The sequence below is a fragment of the Mycobacterium sp. NGS59 genome, assembly GCF_059812345.1.
Genome location: NZ_JCALCN010000002.1, coordinates 461192 through 479711, shown reverse-complemented (window position 1 = coordinate 479711; position 18520 = coordinate 461192). Strand labels below are relative to the sequence as shown.

Genomic DNA, 18520 nt, shown 5'->3' with positions numbered 1-18520 from the left:
TTGAATGTAAAGTCTTGACTGAAGCGTGTGAAGAATTGCATTGTTTTTGTTCGGAAAGGATAAGTATGCCGGACTCGTCGCTTCGGCTGACGGGTTTGCGTCTCGATGAACCCGTGGTCAGGGCGCTGGAGGCGATCCTGCCCGCCATGGCCGAGCGAACCGTGACTGCGATCACTATCGAGGTACCCAGCTACGCAGATGCGTTCAGCGGGCGAATGGGCCAGAACATCGAGGATGCGGTGCAGACGTCGCTGGGTGCGTTCCTGCGACTGGTCACCCGCGCCGAGGATTCAGATCCCGGACCGCCCCTGTCGCCGGCGCTGGACGGTGCGTACGAGCTGGGCCGAGGGGAGGCGAGGCAGGGTCGCTCGATGGACGCGCTGCTGTCGGCTTTCCGGGTTGGGGCGCGAGTGGCTTGGCGCGAGCTGTCCACGACCGCGGTGGCGGCGGGGCTGCCCGCGGCGACGATCGCCAGGTTCGCCGAGTTGGTCTTCGCCTACATCGACGAACTCTCCGCATCCAGCGTGTCCGGTCACGCCGACGAACTGGCCACGTCCGGGCGCGCCCGTCAGCGCTACCTGGAACGGCTGACCCAGAATCTGCTGGCCGGCCAACCGTCGGCCACGTTGCTCGCCGACGCCGACGCCGCGGGCTGGCTGACTCCCGACACGCTGACGGCGGTGCTGCTGCCCTCGACGCAGGCCCGTGGGTTGGCGGCGCAGTTCGGCCAGTCGACGCTGCAGCTGTCGGAGGATCTGCCCGGGGTGGATCCCAGTGAGGCACTTGCGGTGCTACTGGTGCCGGACATGGCGGGAGGCTTGCGGGGTCGACTGCTGTCGGGGCTCTCCGCACGCCGGGCGATCGTGGGGCCGGCCAGACCGTGGCTCGAGGCCCGGTCGTCCTATCAGCGGGCGCTGCGTGCTCGCGAACTGGTGCGCACCGACACCGGCGCTGCCCTGGACACCGACGACCATCTGGTCGAGCTCGTGCTGGGCGCCGATCGGGAAGCCGCCGACGACCTGCGTGCCCGGGCCCTGGGTCCGCTTTCGCACCTACCAGCCAATACCGCCGACCGGCTCACCGAGACGCTGCGCTCATGGCTGCTACATCAGGGGCGGCGCGACGCGGTGGCCGCCGATCTGTTCGTCCACGCACAAACCGTGCGCTACCGGATGACTCAGCTACGCGAGTTGTACGGCGACCGGCTCAACGATCCGCGGACGGTGTTGGAACTGACGATCGCCCTCGGCCTATCTGCCGGCTCTTCGCCCGCCTGAAACACCTGCGTCGGCGTCGGTCATCCGACTGCCGCCAAGCAATCATCGGCGTATTGGATTGCTGCACAATAAGTTACAGCGGAAGGGTCGCGGCGGCGTAAGCGGCGACCGTGCCCGGACTGTGCGCAGGGCCGAAAACTGAGCTAGGCTCATGGGACAAGTTGAAGCCACAGCCTGTGGACACGCCGCACAGTGCATCCGGCTACGTTCCCTTTCCAGTAGGGATTTTGACGACCGGTTACTGCTTGCTCATCGCGGCGTCTCGAAACCTGTTACGGCAACCATCGAATCGAGATTCGCCGATGACCGCTTCACGCTACCCACAGCCCACCTCTCCCGGCTTCACCTCATACTCCCCCGGTGCCTGCACCGTCGTCTGCAACGGCACCAGAATGCGTGCCTACTGCCGCCACGGCGTGACCGTGGTGCAAGTCACAGGTGAGATCGACGCCACCAACATCGACCGCTTCTACCACTACGCCCACCGGTTCGTCTCCGTCGCTCCTGGACTGATCATCGAGCTCAGCGAAGTCGACTTCATCTGCGCCAAAGGAATTTTCGCGCTGCAGGCGCTCGTCAACGAGTGCCGGGCCGCCAAGACCAGCTGTGTCATCGTGGCAAGCCGGGCAGTCCAGAGAGTGCTGCGCGTCGGCGATCCCAACGACGGGTTGGCGACAGCGAACTCCGAGGGCGAAGCGCTCGCCGCGATAACACCCGGCATGCAGTTGACCCGAACCGCGTCCTGACTTCTCGTCCATCAAGGGCTAAACCCCTGATTCGCCGGATATCTCTCACAACATGTTTGTCAATCGCTTTGGATGGCAATGTTGAACCGGAGGTGGGCATATCGGCCGGCCTATATGCCCACCCAGGTCCCGTCGGTTCAGCCCGAGAGCCGACGGGACCGCTTTATTTTCGGGTCGGTGAATAACCCGGATGGGCGTACCGGCCTGGGAGTACCGTGCCGCGTATGGACGGTGTCTGCGGCGTGTGGATCCTGGGCGGCTACCAAAGCGACTTTGCCCGGAACCTGACCCGCGAGAACCGTGACTTTGCGGCACTGACCACCGAGGTCGTCGACGGCACGCTCGCCGCGGCCCGAATTCCCGCCGCCCAGATCGCGGTGGTGCACGTCGGAAACGCCTTCGGCGAGATGTTCGCCCAGCAGGGCCACCTCGGCGCGATGCCTGCAACCGTCTGCGGCGAGCTGTGGGATACCCCCGCCTCCCGGCACGAGGCGGCATGCGCGTCGGGCAGTATCGCCGCCCTGGCTGCGATCGCCGATCTGCGGTCCGGGGCCTACGACGCCGCGCTGGTCGTCGGTCTGGAGTTGGAAAAGACCGTGCCTGGCGACACCGCCGCCCAGTATCTCGGCGCGGCGGCTTGGACGGGACACGAGGGGGCCGACGCACGCTATCTGTGGCCGTCGATGTTCGCCCAGGTCGCCGACGAATACGACCGACGCTACGGGCTGGACGACACCCATCTGCGCGCCATCGCGGCACTCAATTTCGCCAACGCACGCCGCAATCCCAACGCCCAGACCCGTGACTGGACGGTCCCGGACCCGATCACCGACGACGAGGCAACCAATCCGGTCACCGAGGGCCGGTTGCGCAGGTTCGACTGCAGCCAGATGACCGACGGCGGCGCCGGACTGGTGCTGGTCAACGACTCCTATCTGCGGCAGCACCCGTCGGCGCGACCGATCGGGCGGATCGACGGGTGGGGACATCGAACGGTCGGGCTGGGATTGCGGCAGAAACTGGACCGCGCCGCCGACGACCCCTATGTGCTACCTCACGTGCGGTCGGCGGTGCTCGATGCGTTGCGCCGCGCGCAGCGGACGCTCGACGAGGTGGACGGCTTCGAGGTGCACGACTGCTTCACCCCCAGTGAGTACCTGGCCATCGACCACATCGGGCTGACCGGGCCGGGCGAATCGTGGAAAGCGATCGAGAACGGTGAGATCGAGATAGGCGGTCGGTTGCCGATCAACCCCAGCGGCGGGCTGATCGGCGGCGGGCACCCGGTGGGGGCGTCCGGAGTTCGGATGCTCGTGGACGCGGCCAAGCAGGTCAGCGGCACGGCCGGCGACTACCAGGTCGAGGGTGCCCGGACTTTCGGCACCCTCAACTTCGGCGGCAGTACCGCCACCACCGTGAGTTTCATTGTCGGTGAAGGCGTTTGACCATGGATGTGCAGATTGTCGGGAAGTATCTGTCGACGCTGCCCGAGGATGACGACCACCCCTACCGCACCGGTCCGTGGCGACCGCAGACCACCGAGTGGGACGCCGACGATCTGACCGTCGTGGACGGCGAGCTTCCCGGTGACCTGGACGGCATCTACCTGCGCAACACCGAGAACCCGTTGCACCCGGCGTTCAAGACGTATCACCCGTTCGACGGTGACGGGATGCTGCACATCGTCGGCTTCCGCGACGGCGAGGCATTTTACCGAAACCGGTTCATCCAGACCGATGGCTTCCTGGCGGAAAACGAAGCGGGCGAACCGCTTTGGCCCGGATTGGCCGAGCCGGTACAGATCGCCAAACGTGAACGTGGTTGGGGTGCGCGCGAACTGATGAAGGATGCGTCGAGCACCGATGTCGTCGTGCACCGCGGTGTCGCCCTGACCAGCTTCTACCAGTGCGGTGACCTGTATCGGGTGGATCCGCGGTCGGCGAACACGTTGGGCAAGGAAACCTGGAACGGAAAGTTCCCGTCCGACTGGGGAGTGTCGGCACATCCCAAGGTGGACAACAAGACCGGCGAATTATTGTTCTTCAACTACAGCAAGCAGGACCCGTACATGCGCTACGGGGTCGTCGACGCGAACAACGACCTCGTCCACTATGTCGACATCCCACTGCCCGGGCCACGCCTCCCGCACGACATGGCGTTCACCGAAAACTACGCCATACTCAACGATTTCCCGTTGTTCTGGGATCCTCGGCTGCTCGAGCACCGGGTGCACCTGCCGCGCTATCACGCGGACATACCGTCGCGGTTCGCGGTGATCCCGCGGCGGGGCGGCACGCAGGAGATCCGGTGGTTCGAAGCCGACCCGACGTACGTGCTGCACTTCACCAATGCCTACGAGGACGGCGACGAGATCGTGCTCGACGGATTCTTCGAAGGCGCACCCCAACCGCTGGAGAGCGGGGCCGGACCAACCGGCAAGTGGGAGAAACTGTTTCGCTTCCTGGCACTGGATCGAATGGACGCCCGCCTGCACCGGTGGCGGCTGAACCTGGTGACCGGGAAGGTGACGGAACGCCCGCTGTCGGACTCGGTCACCGAATTCGGGATGATCAACACCGACTACCTGACCAGCGACTACCGCTATGTGTACGCCGCAAGTGGCAAGCCGGGCTGGTTCCTGTTCGACGGCTTGGTCAAACACGATCTGCGCACCGGCAACGAGGAGCGCTTCTCATTCGGTGACGGCGTGTACGGCAGCGAGACCGCGATGGCACCCCGAGCCGGCGGCACTGCTGAGGACGACGGCTACCTGGTCACGCTGACCACGGACATGAATGCCGATGCGTCGTACTGTCTGGTGTTCGCTGCGGCCCGGGTCGGTGACGGACCGCTGTGCAAACTTGCGCTGCCCGAACGCATTTCCAGCGGTACCCATTCCACGTGGGTGCCGGGTGCCGAGTTGCGCCGTTGGGGCGAAGTGGATTCAGCGGCGACGGCGGTCGGGCTGTGAACGAGGGCCGGGACGCGCACTGGCCGGCGCAGCTGGCCTCGATCGGCGCCATCCGTTTCGCCCGTCGCTCGTCGAACTACGCCGAGACGGTACGGTTCTACCGCGAACTGGTCGGGTTGCCGCTATTCGAGACGTTCAGCGAGAGCTACGGCAGCAACGGCGCGATATTCGGGCTGCCCGGCTCACCATTGACGATGGAGATCGTGGAGTCCGTGACCGCGCCGGCAGTGGACCCGCACGACCAGCTGTGCCTGTACTTTCCGGACAGGCAAGCCCAGCAGCACGCCATCACCCGGCTGGAAGAGGCAGCCGTTCCGCGCGTCGAGCAGCATCCGTACTGGGAGGCCACCGGTGCCGTCACTTACCGCGACCCGGACGGTCGCGAAGTCGTCTTCGCCCCGTTCGTGTACGGGGTCAACGAGCCCGTCGACAGCTCAGCATCCGGCACGCATCGGTTTCCGGGCTGACCGCTAGCGCCGAGCGTCCAGCGCCGCCACCACCACCGCCCACACCGCGCAGGCCACCGCGCCGGCCGCGGCGACCGCACCGACGTAAAAGCCGTACTCGGCCGATACCTGCACGCTGATGTTGCGCCGGTAGTACAACACCACGAGTCCCACCACGAGCAGTGAAATGACCAGCGTCGCAATCGAAGCCGAGCGGGCGGACAATCCGCGCCCGACCATCGCGCCGGCCACCAGCAGTGCCGAGGACAGCAACAAGATCAGTTGGCCCGCACCGAATCCACGTGGCAGTTCCAGGCTGCCGTGGGTGCCCCCGATCGCGTTCGCCCAGCCGCCGCCGTCGACCTGCGTCGTCAGCCAGGGCAACCAGGTACTGGTGGCGAGCCCCATGGCGCACAGCGCCACCATCCAGCCGGGGCGGGGGCGGCGACTCATGTTTGCGAGGTTAACCGAAGGCCGCTGCCTCGACCGAGCGTCACGCCAGCGTTGCGTTTGGCGCCGAGCGTCACGCCAGCGTGGCAACAGGCGTCAGCTCCGCAGCGACGACAGGTTGAACGCGGCCCCGGTGTGATCGGTCGCGGCGGCCAACCGTCCGTCAACTCGGCCGGACCGCCTCGCTCAGGTGTGGACGACCCGGCCCCCGTTCATGCCCGGATCGGGACGGGTGAACACCGTGACGAAGTTCTGCAGCGACTCGCGGATGTCGCTGCGCAGCGCCGCGGCCACCACCATGCCGATCGGCCCGAACAGCGCGGGACCACCGAGATGCACGTCGAAACTGACGACGGAGGAACCCTCTCCGTTGGGGGCGACCTTGGCGATCAGCTTGACCTTGACACCGCCGACGCCGTCGCCGTTGAGTGTCATGCCTTCCGGCGGCTTGTAGCGCACGATCGTCCACCTGATCCGGTTGGTCATGCCCTTGACCTCGACATAGGACTCGAGGACGGTGCCCTTCTCGATGACTTCCGGTAGCTTGCTGCGCCACACCTTGTGGATGGTCAGCCAGTCCTTGTATCGGGTCAGGTCCGACGCATGCTTCCACGCCTCTTCCGGCGGGAGCGGAACGTCGATGGCTCCGGAGAGTTTCGCCATCCGCCGCTACCCCTGCTGGTCGCCGGGGCCGGCCACCTTCTTGGCACCCTCCTGCACCTTGTGGATGGTGTCGGTGTACTTATGCTGCGTCTTTTCGTCGACGAACTCGCCGGCCTTGTTGATCACCGTCTCGACCTTGTCGGCGTTCTGCGACAACAGGCCCTTGGCCTTGTCCAGAAATCCCATCTGATCGCCCCTTCCCTCGAAGAGCCCCTCCCCCCGGGGCCCCTGATTGCCGGTACGACCCTATCTGCCGGTGCTAACCTCGCCACACTTGCGGTTTCACTCCCAGGACCCTGGCCCGGATCCACCACAAGGCCTCGATGACGGCCGCCCCCGTCGCACCGATTGCCAGCGCCGTCGTCGTCGCCCACAGGTTCGACGGATCGAGGAAGAACTTCTGTTGCGTCCACGGCAAGCTGAAGATCAGCACGTACGCCAGCGCGGAGACGATGACCAGCGCCAACCGCCACCATTGGTAGGGCCGGGCCGCCACGGCCAGCACCCACACCGCCGTCACGAGCAAGGTGATCAGCGCTGTCGTCGACGCCTGGTCCTGCTCCACTCCCGTCGCATGCCGGCCGTGATAGGCAGTGAGATACGAGACGAACGTCGCGACTCCCACGACGAGGCCGGACGGCAACGCCGAGGTCAGCACCCGCCGCACGAAACCCGGGTAAGCACGCTCGTTGTTGGGCGCCAACGACAAGATGAAGGACGGAATGCCGATCGTGAACCAGGCCGCGATGGTGATGTGAATGGGCTGGAACGGGAACAACAGCGGATCGGCACCCAATGGCTTGGCCAGTAGGCATTCGATGCCGACCAGCAGTGCCAGCAACGCCGAATACACCGTCTTGGTCAGGAACAGGCTCGCGACGCGTTCGATGTTGCCGATCACTCGCCGCCCCTCGCCCACCACATAGGGCAGCGTCGCGAACTTGTTGTCCAGCAACACAAGTTGCGCTACCGCGCGGGCCGCCGGACTGCCCGCACCCATCGCCACGCCGATGTCGGCGTCTTTGAGGGCGAGCACGTCGTTGACACCGTCACCGGTCATTGCCACCGTGTGCCCGTGCGCCTGCAGGGCGTGCACCATGGTGCGCTTCTGATCGGGGCGCACCCGGCCGAATGTGGTGTAGGTGTCCAGGGTCTCGGCCAGTTCGGCTGGTTCGGACGGCATCCGCCGGGCGTCCATCGTCTCGCCGTGCAGTCCGAGCCTGTCGGCCACCGCGGCGACCGACACGGCGTTATCCCCGGAGATCACCTTGACGGTAACGCCTTGAGCCGCAAAGTATCCCAGTGTTTCACCGGCATCCGGGCGCACCTTCTGCTCCAGCACCACCAGGGCGACGGGAGCGACGGCACCGGGCGCTTCGGGATCGTCGACCGCGGTGGCGCTGGTGCCGAGCAGCAGCACCCGCAGGCCCTGCCCGCCGAGCGTCTCGGCTTGCGCGGCCGGCTCCGAGTCCGGGTCGAGCAGCACGTCGGGCGCCCCGATCACCCAGTCCCCGTGATCGCGGTAGGACACGCCGCTCCATTTGGTCGCGGACTTGAAAGGCGCTGTGGCGGTGACGGTCCAACCGGGAGGGTCGGGATATGCGTCGGCTATCGCCTGCATGCTGGCGTTCGGACGGGGGTCGGCCGCCGCCAGCGCGGCGAGCACGTCGGCGGGACTTTCGCCGGCCGGGCCGAGATCTTCGACCTCGGCTACCCGCATGCCACTCTCGGTCAGCGTGCCGGTCTTGTCAGCACAGACGACGTCGACCCGGGCCAGTCCCTCGATCGCGGGCAACTCCTGCACCAGGCATTGGCGCCGACCGAGTCGCACGACGCCGATCGCGAATGCGATCGAGGTCATCAGCACCAGACCTTCCGGCACCATCGGCACCAACGCACCCACGGTCGCCAACACGGACTCGCGCCAGCCCGCGTTGGTGGTGAACAACTGGGTGTAGATGGTGAGGAGTCCGGCCGGTATCAGCAAGTAGGTGATGAACTGCAGGATTCTGTTGATACCGTTGCGCAGTTCGGATTTCACCAACGTGAACTTGCTGGCCTCGGCGGCGAGTCTGGCCGCGTAGGCGTCACGGCCGACCTTGGTGGCGCGGTACGCTCCGGAGCCGGCGACGACGAAACTGCCCGACATGACTTCCTCGCCCGACTGTTTGGCGATCGGGTCGGCTTCGCCGGTGAGCAGTGACTCGTCGACCTCGAGATTGTCCACTTCGAGGATCTGCCCGTCGACCACGATCTGGTCGCCCGGACCGACCTCGATCACGTCGTCGAGCACCACCTCGTCGGGGGGGCGGGCACACGTTCCGGATTGCCTGCGCACCAATGGTTTTGCCTGTCCGACGATGGCCAGTTCGTCCAGCGTCCGCTTGGCGCGGATCTCCTGGACCATGCCGATGACGCTGTTGGCGACGATCAACAAGCCGAACAGCCCGTTGATCACCGACCCGGTCACCAGCACGATGGCGAACAGCACACCCAGGATTGCGTTGATCCGGGTGAAGACGTTGGCCCGCGCGATCTGCGCGATGCTGCGGGTGGCGCGCTCGGGAAGGTCGTTGGCTTGCCCGTCGGCGACCCGTTGCGCCACTTCGGCATCGGACAATCCGGTCACGGCAGGCGCGGCGGTCATCGGTTGAATGTTCCGAGCTTGTCGGCGTCGTAGTACTCGAGGTTCAGCGCGTTGCCGACGAAGGTCGCTTTGGAAATCGAACCGGGCAAGGCGTTTTCGTTGGTCAGCGGGAATGTGAAGGTGTCGCCGTCCCAGTGGGTCAGGTCGAAGGTCTGGTTCTTGGGCCCTAGCGCCAGCTGCAGGCGGCCGTCACGTTCGGTGACGGTGGCCGGCCCCCAATAGTCGTTCGCGTAGACACCGACGTATTCGGTCAGCGGCCGGGCCGGAGCCGGGTTGACCGGAGGTGGCCTGCCGACCAGTGAACCGTCCGGGCGGTTCATCGGACCCAGTTGTTGCCGGTACAACGTGGCCCAGTCCTCCCGCACCTGGCCGTACTGCACCAGGTCCATGAACTCGGCCGTCAGCGCTTCCGGCACACCGTAGGGAGCGGCGTTGGTCAGCGCGACGATGGCCACGTCCTCCGACGGCAACACCGCGAAAGTCGTTGCCGCGCCTAGTCCGAACGCTCCCGAGTGACTGTACTGGGTACGTCCGGATGAGGTCACCGACACATTGAAACCGTAGCCGTAGGTGCCGGCCCGCGCCTGCGGGTTTTTTGCGGCCACGGAGATCACCTGCGGGGTGAGAGCGGGCTGCAACGCTTCCGGTGAGGTGATGCGCTGACCGTTGTAGGTACCGCGGGCGAGCAGCATGGTCAGCCAGTGCGCCATGTCGTTGACCGACGAGCTCACCCCACCCGCGGGAGTCTGGGCGTCGGGGTCGCGCTGGAAACGTGCTTCCCATTTGTCGCCGATCTTGATGTGGTTGACCGCTCGGTTGGGCCTGGCCAGGAAGTCGGCGAGCCGGGAACTCGTCGAGGCCATCCCGAGCGGTCGGTAGAGCACTTCGTCGGACAGGTCCTCCCAGGACTTGCCGGCGGCGGCCGCGGCGGCGCTGGCACCGGCGGTCACCCCGAAGTTGGTGTAGGCGTAGCTGTTCCGGAAAGGGGCCAGACTCAGATACTTCAGGTGCTCCAGCACTTGCCGGCGGTCGTAGCCCAGGTCTTCCAGGGCATCGCCGGCGTGGTCGGGCAACCCGGAGCGGTGCGAATAAAGGTCGGCGACTGTCACGTGCTCGGTGACGTAAGGGTCGCTGAGCGCGAACCACGGCAGCTTCGACACCACGGGCGTGTCCCAGGTGATGGCACCGTCGGTGACTTCGTGCGCCACCACGGTCGCACCGATCGACTTCGATATCGAGGCCAGTTGAAAGACGGTGTCGGCGTTGACCTTGTTGTCCGCAGCGTCTGGCCTGCTTGCATCCCTGATGCCGAACCCCTTGGCGTACAACGTCTTCCCGCCGCGAACGATCGCCACCGCCATACCCGGGATGCCGCTGTTCTTCATCAGTTCGGCCACCAGGCCGTCGACCTTGGCGACGGCGTCGTCGATGCGGCCGGCGGGGATCTGCAAGCCGGAGAACTCGTTGGGCGGCACCTGGACCGGCGTGGACGACGGACTGGACGCCGGTCGCCCGGGACCACAGCCAACCAGCGACACCATCAGCAGCAGGACTGCGGCCGTCGCCGCACGTTTCCTCATGGCTAATCCTTTTCCCGCGAGCGCGCTCAAATGTACGACGACACGCCGTTTTGGCCGTACATTTGAGGACCCTCGCGCCCGATGAAGCGGGCCGGCATCTGGTTTCGCGGGAAGGAAACCAGGTTCGCTCAGAGCCGCCACCACGCGCTGAATCGCAGCGGCGAGGCGGTGTCGATCCGCTGCCCAGGATTGGGCACCGCCACCTGAGCCCCGTCCGCCTCGGCCGCTTCGAGCACCCGCTCGACCGGCTCGGACCAGGGGTGCGGCGCCAGCCGGAACGTCCCCCAGTGAATCGGCACCAGCAGCCCCGACCCCGAGTCGGTGACGTCCAGATGAGCCCGTACCGCTTCCTCCGGGTTCATGTGGATGTCCGGCCAGGCCGTGTTGTACGCGCCGATCGGCATCAGCGTCAGGTCGAACGGCCCGTGTTCGGAACCGATGTCGGCAAAGCTCTTGGTGTAGCCGGTGTCGCCACCGAAATAGGCCCGGTGCGACGGCCCGACAAACGCCCAGGACGCCCACAGCGTGTTGTTGCGGCTCAGAAAGCGCCCGGAGAAGTGCCGGGCCGGTACGCAGACGATGGTCAGTTCGTCGACCTTCGCGCTCTGATTCCAGTCGAGCTCGACGATCCGCTGCTCGGGTATCCCCCACGACCGTAGGTGCGCACCAACCCCGAGCGGCACGAAGAACGGTGCCCGCTGCATGCGAGCCAGCGCGAGCACGGTGTCGATGTCGAGATGGTCGTAGTGGTCGTGGCTGATCACTACGGCGTCGACGGCCGGCAAGCCTTCCAATTGCACGGGCGGGGGATGCAGTCGTTGCGGTCCGACCAGGTCCGACGGCGAGCAGCGGTCGCTCCACACCGGGTCGGTCAGCACGCGGTAACCGTCGATCTCGATCAGTGCCGTCGAGTGACCGAACCAGCTGACCGCCAATTCGGCCGGCTCACCCTGATAAATGGACGGCGATGCCAACGGGATCGGTCGCGCGGGACGGCTGTGTACGCGTGCGCCGACCAGTTCCCAGGCGACCTGGCGCAGCTGCTCGCGGTTCATCACGTAGAGCGAGCCGGGGTCGATGTTGACGAACGCGCCGTCCCGGTAGTTCGGCGAATCCGCTGTGACGGCTTCGATGGCTCCGGGGTCGGCGCCCAGCGCCGAGGGGGCGCCGTGCAGGGCGCGTAGCAACCAGCCGCCCGCTGCCAGCGAGACGGTGCCGGCGGCCAGTCGCAGCGCCCGGTTCGTCATGTCCGTCAGGCCCCCTGAAAGTTCGGTGGCCGCTTTTCGACCCGGGCCACCTGCGCCTCGATCACGTCCTGACTGCCCCAGGCCTTGTCGAACAGCTCCTTGTGCTCCGGCCAGGCTTCTTCGATGGAGCCGTCGTCGTTGAGTACCCGCTTGGCGTGCTGGATGGCCAGCGGCGCCAGCCCGGCGATCTCTGCGCCCCAGGCCTGGGCGTCGGCAAGCGTCCCGATCCGATTGGCCATGCCGGTCTGTAGCGCGACCTCGGCGGTCAGTTTCTCCGCGGTCAGCAGCATCGACCTGGCCCGGCCGTGACCGACCAGCGAGGACAACCGGCGGATGCTCCAATTGTCCAGCGCCAGACCGTATTTCGACGTCGGGAACTGGAAGAACGCGTCCGGTGCGACGACCCGGAGGTCGCACTGCATGGCCAGCTGCAGCCCGGCGCCGATGGCGGGACCGTTGATCGCACCGATCACCGGGATCAACGTGGCGTCCATGACCCGGTGTAGTTCGACGAGCCGGTCGGGGTAGTCGGCGGCGAACGCGTCGCCGGACAGGTCCGCCCCGGCGCAGAACGCCGTGCCCTGCCCGGTCAGCACGATGGCCCGCACCGAGCCGTCCCCCGCCTTCAGCAACGCCTCCCGCAGCTCCTCGACGAGCTGGGAGTTCAGCGCGTTGCGCCGCTCCGGTCGCTGCAGTTCGATGGTCAGGACGGCTTCGGTCTGGGTGATACCGATCATGGGGGCCAGGATAACTAGCCTCGTCGGTGTGAGCCGTATCACGACCGATCAACTGCGCGACACGGTACTCGACCCCGGCTCGTTCCTCAGCTGGGACACCGACCCGCTCACGGTGCCGACCTCGCCGTCCTACGCCCGTGAGCTGGCCGACGCCCGGGCCGCCACCGGACGCGACGAATCCGTCTCCACGGGCGAGGGAACGGTCTTCGGACGCCGGGTGGCGGTGGTGGTCTGCGACTTCGACTTCCTGGCCGGGTCGATCGGGGTGGCCGCCGCAGAACGGATCACTTCGGCGGTCGAGCGCGCCACCGCCGAGCGGTTGCCGTTGCTGGCGTCGCCGAGCTCGGGCGGCACCCGCATGCAGGAGGGTACGGTCGCGTTCCTGCAGATGGTCAAGATAGCCGCCGCCGTCCGGCTGCACCGCCAAGCCCACCTGCCGTACCTGGTCTATCTGCGCAACCCGACGACGGGCGGGGTGTTTGCGTCCTGGGGATCGCTGGGTCACGTGACGTTCGCCGAGCCGGGCGCGCTGATCGGGTTTCTCGGTCCCCGCGTGTACGAGTTGCTGTATGGCGAGCCGTTCCCGTCCGGCGTGCAGACGGCGGAGAACCTGCAGCGGCACGGGGTGATCGATGACGTCGTCGCGCTCGGTGAGTTACGTGACACGCTCGACCGGGCGCTGACGGTGATCGCCGACGCCCCCGGGCCGCCGCCGGCACCTCAGCCGGCCGAGCCGGTGCCCGACGTCGGTGCCTGGGATTCGGTGCTGGCTTCGCGGCGCCCGGATCGGCCCGATGTGCGGGACCTGTTGCGCCACGGCGCTACCGATTTGGTGCCGTTGTCGGGCACCGGTCGGGGTACGACGACGCTGCTGGCGTTGGCCCGGTTTTGCGGTCAGCCGGTGGTGGTGCTCGGCCAGCAGCGGACCCAACCCGGTGGCGGCAATGCCGTCGGGCCCGCTTCGCTGCGCGAGGCGCGCCGGGGTATGGCCTTGGCCGCCGAACTGCGACTCCCCCTGGTGCTGGTGATCGACACCGCAGGGCCGGCATTGTCCATCGAAGCCGAACAGGGCGGCTTGGCCGGGCAGATCGCCCAGTGCCTGGCCGAGCTGGTGACGTTGGCGACTCCCACGGTGTCGGTGCTGTTGGGTCAGGGCAGCGGCGGGCCGGCGCTGGCCATGGTGCCCGCCGACCGGGTGCTGGCCGCGCAGCACGGGTGGCTGGCCCCGCTGCCGCCCGAGGGCGCCAGCGCGATCGTCTTTCGTGACATCACACATGCACCGGAACTCGCTGCGGCACAAGGTATCCGGTCGACCGACCTGTTGGCGGCCGGCATCGTCGACGCGGTCGTGCCCGAACGTCCCGACGCCGCCGACGAGCCGGCCGAGTTCTCGGCGCGGCTGTCCCGCGCGATCGCCGCGGAGGTACACGCGCTGCGGATGTTGCCCGACGCCGGGCGCTTGGACGCGCGCTTGCGGCGCTACCGCCGTATCGGCCTGCCGGAGGCCGGGAACACGCTCAGTTAGCCGACCCTCTCATCGCTTCGCGGGTCATCGACAACAGAAAGCCCAGCCCGGTGGCTGGCCAGACCAGGGACAGCGTCATCAGCAGCGACGCCGTCAGCGTGCCCATGGTGATCAGGCCATGCCACACCGCGTACGCCCCGTGCCCCAGCACGACGACCAGAGCGAGATTGGGGATGACCTCCAGCACCGTCCAGACCTGCGCGGGCAACCTGGGCAAACTCAGTTCGCCCTGATGGTGCAGCACCGTGGCGAGCAGCGCCGCGACCATGGCCAGCGCCACCACCCCCATCGGCCAGTACAGCGCGAGCAGACACACTGTCACCACGGCGAGTTGAAGGCTGTCGAGCACCACCAGCACCGCGCCGAACGAGAGCAGACCGCGCACGGTGTCCTGATCGCTCACTGAACGCGACACCAATTTCCCGGTCTGGCAACGCAGGTGAAAGGTCAGCGGCAAGATATGCAAGCCTTGGTGCAAGTCTCGGCGAATCGCGGGTCCCAGGCCCGTCGCCGCACAGACGGTGACCCGGCGGCGTATCAACCACATCGCCGACTCGGACAACAGCAAAGCGATGGCCGCCACCCCCGGCACCCACAGCCCACGGTGATCGTAGTAGCTCAGCGGGCCATCGATCGTCGCCCTCGCCATGAGTGGGAACCCAACGGCCGCAACGCAAGTAAGGATTGCCGCCGCACCCATGACGCTCCACCGACGCGGGTCCTGGTCGGGCGCCTGGGCCACCTCATACGGGGCGGGCATGACGTCGGTCATCGAGCTCGTCTCCCGATCCCGTTGCGAGAGATGGCGTCAAAGGCGAATCGCAACAACGAATTTCGGTCGCGACGCCGAATGTCGTGACCTGCCACCCGATCTCGATGATTGCACGTCGGCAACCAGGCCCGGTCGCTGCGCAGCGTCGAAACGATAACCATTTCGACAATGCGTTGCTACGGTCCCGGCATCCCGCGGACTGCTCGTGCCTCCCACCGTCGCACCCGACAATCAGGCAAGATGAACCCATGGACACTGGTGTCAACTCACCTCGGGTCTTGGTCGTCGACGACGACTCCGACGTGCTCGCCTCGCTGGAGCGCGGCCTGCGGCTCTCCGGTTTCGAGGTGTCGACGGCGGTCGACGGCGCCGAAGCCCTGCGCAGCGCCACCGAGACCCGCCCGGACGCGATCGTGCTGGACATCAACATGCCGGTGCTGGACGGCGTCAGCGTCGTCACGGCACTGCGCGCGATGGACAACGACGTGCCGGTGTGCGTGCTCAGCGCCCGCAGCTCGGTCGACGACCGGGTGGCCGGTCTGGAGGCCGGAGCCGACGACTACCTGGTCAAGCCGTTCGTGCTGGCCGAACTGGTGGCCCGGGTGCGCGCGCTGCTGCGCCGCCGCGGAGCCACCGCGACGTCGTCGTCGGAAACCATCACGGTGGGCCCGCTGGAGGTGGACATCCCGGGCCGCCGGGCTCGGGTCAACGGCGTGGACGTGGACCTGACCAAGCGAGAGTTCGACCTGCTGGCCGTGCTGGCCGAGCACAAGACCGCAGTGCTGTCCCGCGCGCAGTTGCTGGAGCTGGTGTGGGGCTATGATTTCGCCGCCGACACCAACGTCGTCGATGTCTTCATCGGCTACCTGCGACGCAAGTTGGAGGCCAACGGCGGTCCGCGGCTCCTGCACACCGTCCGGGGAGTCGGGTTCGTCCTTCGGATGCAGTAAGGCCGCAGTATTGCCGATGAACATCCTGTCGCGGATCTTCGCCCGAACGCCCTCGCTACGGACCCGGGTGGTGGTCGCGACGGCGATCGGCGCCGCGATTCCCGTGCTGATCGTGGGCGTTGTCGTGTGGGTCGGTATCACCAAGGACCGCAAAGAGCGGCTGGACCGCCGGCTCGACGAGGCCGCTGGTTTCGCCATCCCGTTCGTGCCGCGCGGTCTCGACGAGATCCCGCGCTCCCCCAACGACCAGGACGCCCTGATCACGGTGCGCCGCGGCAACGTGGTCAAGTCGAACTCCGACATCACCTTGCCGCCACTGCAGGCCGACTACGCCGACACCTACATCAACGGGGTGCGTTACCGGGTGCGCACGGTGGAGATCTCCGGACCGGAACCGATGTCGATGGCCGTCGGCGCGACCTACGACGCGACGTACGCCGAAACCAACAACCTGCATCGGCGGGTGCTGTTGATCTGCATCTTCGCCGTGGCGGCGGCCGCCGTGTTCGCTTGGCTGCTGGCCGCTTTCGCGGTGCGGCCGTTCAAACAACTCGCCGAACAGACGAGGTCGATCGATGCCGGCGACGAAGCCCCGCGGGTCGAGGTGCACGGCGCCAGTGAAGCCGTCGAGATCGCCGAGGCCATGCGGGGCATGCTGCAACGCATCTGGAACGAGCAGAACCGGACGCAGGAGGCGCTGGCCTCGGCCCGTGACTTCGCCGCGGTCTCCTCGCACGAGTTGCGCACCCCGCTGACCGCGATGCGGACCAACCTCGAGGTGCTGGCCACCCTGGACATGCCCGACGAGCAGCGCAAGGAAGTGCTCGGCGACGTCATCCGCACCCAGTCGCGCATCGAGGCCACCCTGAGCGCGTTGGAGCGGCTCGCCCAAGGCGAGCTGTCCACCTCCGATGACCACGTACCGGTCGACATCACCGATCTGCTGGACCGGGCCGCTCACGATGCCACCCGCATCTACCCCGACGTCGACGTGTCCCTGGTGCCGTCGCCGACGTGCATCATCGTCGGGATGCCGGCCGGGCTGCGCCTGGCGGTGGACAACGCGATCGCCAACGCCGTCAAGCACGGCGGCGCCACCCATGTCCAGGTGTCGGCGGTCAGCTCGCGAGCCGGAGTGGAGATCGCCATCGACGACGACGGCAGCGGCGTGCCCGAAGAGGAACGCCGGATCGTGTTCGAACGATTCTCGCGAGGTTCGACCGCCTCACATTCCGGGTCCGGCCTGGGCCTGGCGCTGGTCGCTCAGCAGGCCCAATTACACGGTGGCACGGCGACTTTGGAGAGCAGCGCAATGGGCGGGGCGCGACTGGTGCTGCGCCTGCCCGGCCCCAGCTAGTCGGTGTCGAGTTCGGGTGAACCTGGGGCTTTCAGTGTGAAACCTGGGCTTTCAGTGTGAAACCTGGGCTTTGCGAGGGAAACCACGGCGGGATTTCGCCGATTTTCCCGCCCTGGTTTCACCCCGAAAGCCGTCCCTTCACCCCCAAGACCAAGTCTTCACAGCGAAATCACGAAACAACCCAAACGCTTACTCCGCGTGCAAAATCTGGGCGCGAAACCAGCGTCAGGATGCGCACCCCCATGCAACTCAACCCGCCTCACCAGGACCGGCGCTATTGTCAGAAACGCCCTAGTCCTCGGGGCTGGTAGGCGCGCTGTCGCGCCCCGGCATGAAAAACGCCCGCCTGGCGAAATCCTCGTCCTCGAACCAGACTTGGGCCTCGACGTCGTCGTAGCCCGGATCATCGGGAAGATAGAACAGCCGAGAATCGGTGCGGCCCTTCACCTGCCAGCCCTCCGGCCCAGTCCCGTCGGGATCGGCACGCATGGACCCAGGGCCGTACGGCGCGTACGGCACCAGAGGTATCTGCACCGTCTGCGCTTCGCTGAGCGTATCAGTCTGCGTCGCAAGGTCTTTCGTGACAGGAATCCGACCGGGTGGGCGTCTGGGTCTGGCCTTCTTCGCCGGGACCTTCTTCGCGGTCCTCTTCCTTGGGACCGCAATCGCCTCCGTCGCATCGTCTCGCGGAATCGGCCTGCGTTTTCTCGGTGGCACTTTGGCGGCGGTCTTCTTCGCCGGTCGCGGCCTGGCCACCGGGATCCGTTGGGTAGGCGCCTCGCTGGCCGGCACCTTCATCGTCGGCGGCTCGGGCTGGGCCAGCGGCCCCGGTTGACCCGACACCCAGGCCGGCATCGGGACTTTGGCCGGGCGCATCATCAGCGTCAGCGTCAGCACCATGCCGAGCCCGAACGCGACAGCGGCGGGCCACCAGTGCAGTTGACCGCTCACCCTTTGGCTCCGATCTCCGAAGACTCCTGCTCGACGGGCTGCGGTTCGGGGTCGGGGCGGGGTTCGGGTTCGGGCTCGGGGGCGGGCGCGTCTTCGGCGTCGCGTTGTTTGGGCTTGAGCAGCAACGCTATTCCGTAAGCCACGGCCGAACCGCCGACAAAAGCGACCGAGCAGATCAACCACTGGACCACGAAACCCATA

At 66.8% G+C, this 18520-nt stretch carries 18 protein-coding genes; 8 read left to right on the top strand and 10 right to left on the bottom strand.

The window, feature by feature from the left end; all coding sequences use genetic code 11:
• Positions 1-65: 65 nt before the first annotated feature.
• From AC5Y46_RS04830 to AC5Y46_RS04810, 5 genes are all read left to right on the top strand, one after another.
• Positions 66-1277 carry a PucR family transcriptional regulator gene (locus tag AC5Y46_RS04830; RefSeq protein WP_499945466.1) on the top strand — a complete coding sequence of 404 codons (1212 nt, stop codon included), beginning with the start codon at positions 66-68 and terminating at the stop codon, positions 1275-1277.
• A 302-nt stretch (positions 1278-1579) separates the two neighbouring features.
• The gene (locus tag AC5Y46_RS04825; protein WP_499990230.1) at positions 1580-2023 is read left to right on the top strand and encodes an STAS domain-containing protein; all 444 of its coding nucleotides are present in this window, start codon (positions 1580-1582) and stop codon (positions 2021-2023) included.
• A 224-nt stretch (positions 2024-2247) separates the two neighbouring features.
• On the top strand, positions 2248-3468 hold the full coding sequence (locus AC5Y46_RS04820) for an acetyl-CoA acetyltransferase (RefSeq protein ID WP_499990229.1): 1221 nt from the start codon (positions 2248-2250) through the stop codon (positions 3466-3468).
• A 2-nt stretch (positions 3469-3470) separates the two neighbouring features.
• Positions 3471-4994 (top strand): carotenoid oxygenase family protein, encoded by a 1524-nt coding sequence (locus AC5Y46_RS04815; RefSeq protein WP_499990228.1) that lies wholly within the window; start codon positions 3471-3473, stop codon positions 4992-4994.
• Positions 4991-5461 (top strand): VOC family protein, encoded by a 471-nt coding sequence (locus AC5Y46_RS04810; protein WP_499990226.1) that lies wholly within the window; start codon positions 4991-4993, stop codon positions 5459-5461. The genes AC5Y46_RS04815 and AC5Y46_RS04810 overlap by 4 nt, the downstream gene beginning before the upstream one ends.
• 3 nt (positions 5462-5464) lie before the next feature.
• Here AC5Y46_RS04810 and AC5Y46_RS04805 read toward each other — a convergent pair whose 3' ends face one another.
• The 7 genes from AC5Y46_RS04805 to AC5Y46_RS04775 form a co-directional block, all read right to left on the bottom strand.
• On the bottom strand, positions 5465-5893 hold the full coding sequence (locus AC5Y46_RS04805; RefSeq protein ID WP_499990225.1) for a hypothetical protein: 429 nt from the start codon (positions 5891-5893) through the stop codon (positions 5465-5467).
• A gap of 183 nt (positions 5894-6076) precedes the next feature.
• Positions 6077-6553 carry a type II toxin-antitoxin system Rv0910 family toxin gene (locus AC5Y46_RS04800; protein WP_499990224.1) on the bottom strand — a complete coding sequence of 159 codons (477 nt, stop codon included), beginning with the start codon at positions 6551-6553 and terminating at the stop codon, positions 6077-6079.
• Between the two features lie 6 nt (positions 6554-6559).
• Entirely contained in the window at positions 6560-6739 is a 180-nt protein-coding gene (locus tag AC5Y46_RS04795; protein ID WP_499945477.1) for an antitoxin, read from the bottom strand.
• A 73-nt stretch (positions 6740-6812) separates the two neighbouring features.
• Positions 6813-9200: a cation-translocating P-type ATPase gene (locus tag AC5Y46_RS04790; RefSeq protein WP_499990222.1), complete on the bottom strand. Its 2388-nt coding sequence runs from the start codon at positions 9198-9200 to the stop codon at positions 6813-6815.
• Entirely contained in the window at positions 9197-10780 is a 1584-nt protein-coding gene (locus tag AC5Y46_RS04785) for a serine hydrolase (RefSeq protein ID WP_499945481.1), read from the bottom strand. The genes AC5Y46_RS04790 and AC5Y46_RS04785 overlap by 4 nt, the downstream gene beginning before the upstream one ends.
• 128 nt (positions 10781-10908) lie before the next feature.
• Entirely contained in the window at positions 10909-12027 is a 1119-nt protein-coding gene (locus AC5Y46_RS04780; protein ID WP_499945483.1) for an MBL fold metallo-hydrolase, read from the bottom strand.
• A gap of 5 nt (positions 12028-12032) precedes the next feature.
• Positions 12033-12764 (bottom strand): enoyl-CoA hydratase, encoded by a 732-nt coding sequence (locus tag AC5Y46_RS04775; protein ID WP_499945485.1) that lies wholly within the window; start codon positions 12762-12764, stop codon positions 12033-12035.
• Positions 12765-12792: 28 nt separating this feature from the next.
• On the opposite strand from AC5Y46_RS04775, the gene AC5Y46_RS04770 reads away from it, so the two are divergent.
• Positions 12793-14289: a carboxyl transferase domain-containing protein gene (locus AC5Y46_RS04770; RefSeq protein ID WP_499945487.1), complete on the top strand. Its 1497-nt coding sequence runs from the start codon at positions 12793-12795 to the stop codon at positions 14287-14289.
• Here the strand turns inward: AC5Y46_RS04770 and AC5Y46_RS04765 are convergent.
• Positions 14282-14938 (bottom strand): ABC transporter transmembrane domain-containing protein, encoded by a 657-nt coding sequence (locus AC5Y46_RS04765; protein WP_499945489.1) that lies wholly within the window; start codon positions 14936-14938, stop codon positions 14282-14284. The two genes, AC5Y46_RS04770 and AC5Y46_RS04765, sit on opposite strands and share 8 nt — an antisense overlap.
• 371 nt (positions 14939-15309) lie before the next feature.
• On the opposite strand from AC5Y46_RS04765, the gene prrA reads away from it, so the two are divergent.
• Both prrA and AC5Y46_RS04755 read left to right on the top strand, forming a co-directional pair.
• Positions 15310-16011: a two-component system response regulator PrrA gene (gene prrA, locus AC5Y46_RS04760; protein WP_036364553.1), complete on the top strand. Its 702-nt coding sequence runs from the start codon at positions 15310-15312 to the stop codon at positions 16009-16011.
• A 16-nt stretch (positions 16012-16027) separates the two neighbouring features.
• On the top strand, positions 16028-17368 hold the full coding sequence (locus tag AC5Y46_RS04755; RefSeq protein WP_499945492.1) for a HAMP domain-containing sensor histidine kinase: 1341 nt from the start codon (positions 16028-16030) through the stop codon (positions 17366-17368).
• 291 nt (positions 17369-17659) lie between these two features.
• Here the strand turns inward: AC5Y46_RS04755 and arfC are convergent, their stop codons facing one another.
• Both arfC and AC5Y46_RS04745 read right to left on the bottom strand, forming a co-directional pair.
• Positions 17660-18319, bottom strand: coding sequence for a channel accessory protein ArfC, sunset domain variant (gene arfC / locus AC5Y46_RS04750; RefSeq protein ID WP_499945494.1), 660 nt, complete (start codon positions 18317-18319; stop codon positions 17660-17662).
• Entirely contained in the window at positions 18316-18519 is a 204-nt protein-coding gene (locus AC5Y46_RS04745) for a hypothetical protein (RefSeq protein WP_499945496.1), read from the bottom strand. Before AC5Y46_RS04745 ends, arfC begins: the two co-directional genes overlap by 4 nt.
• Between the last annotated feature and the right edge of the window lies 1 nt (position 18520).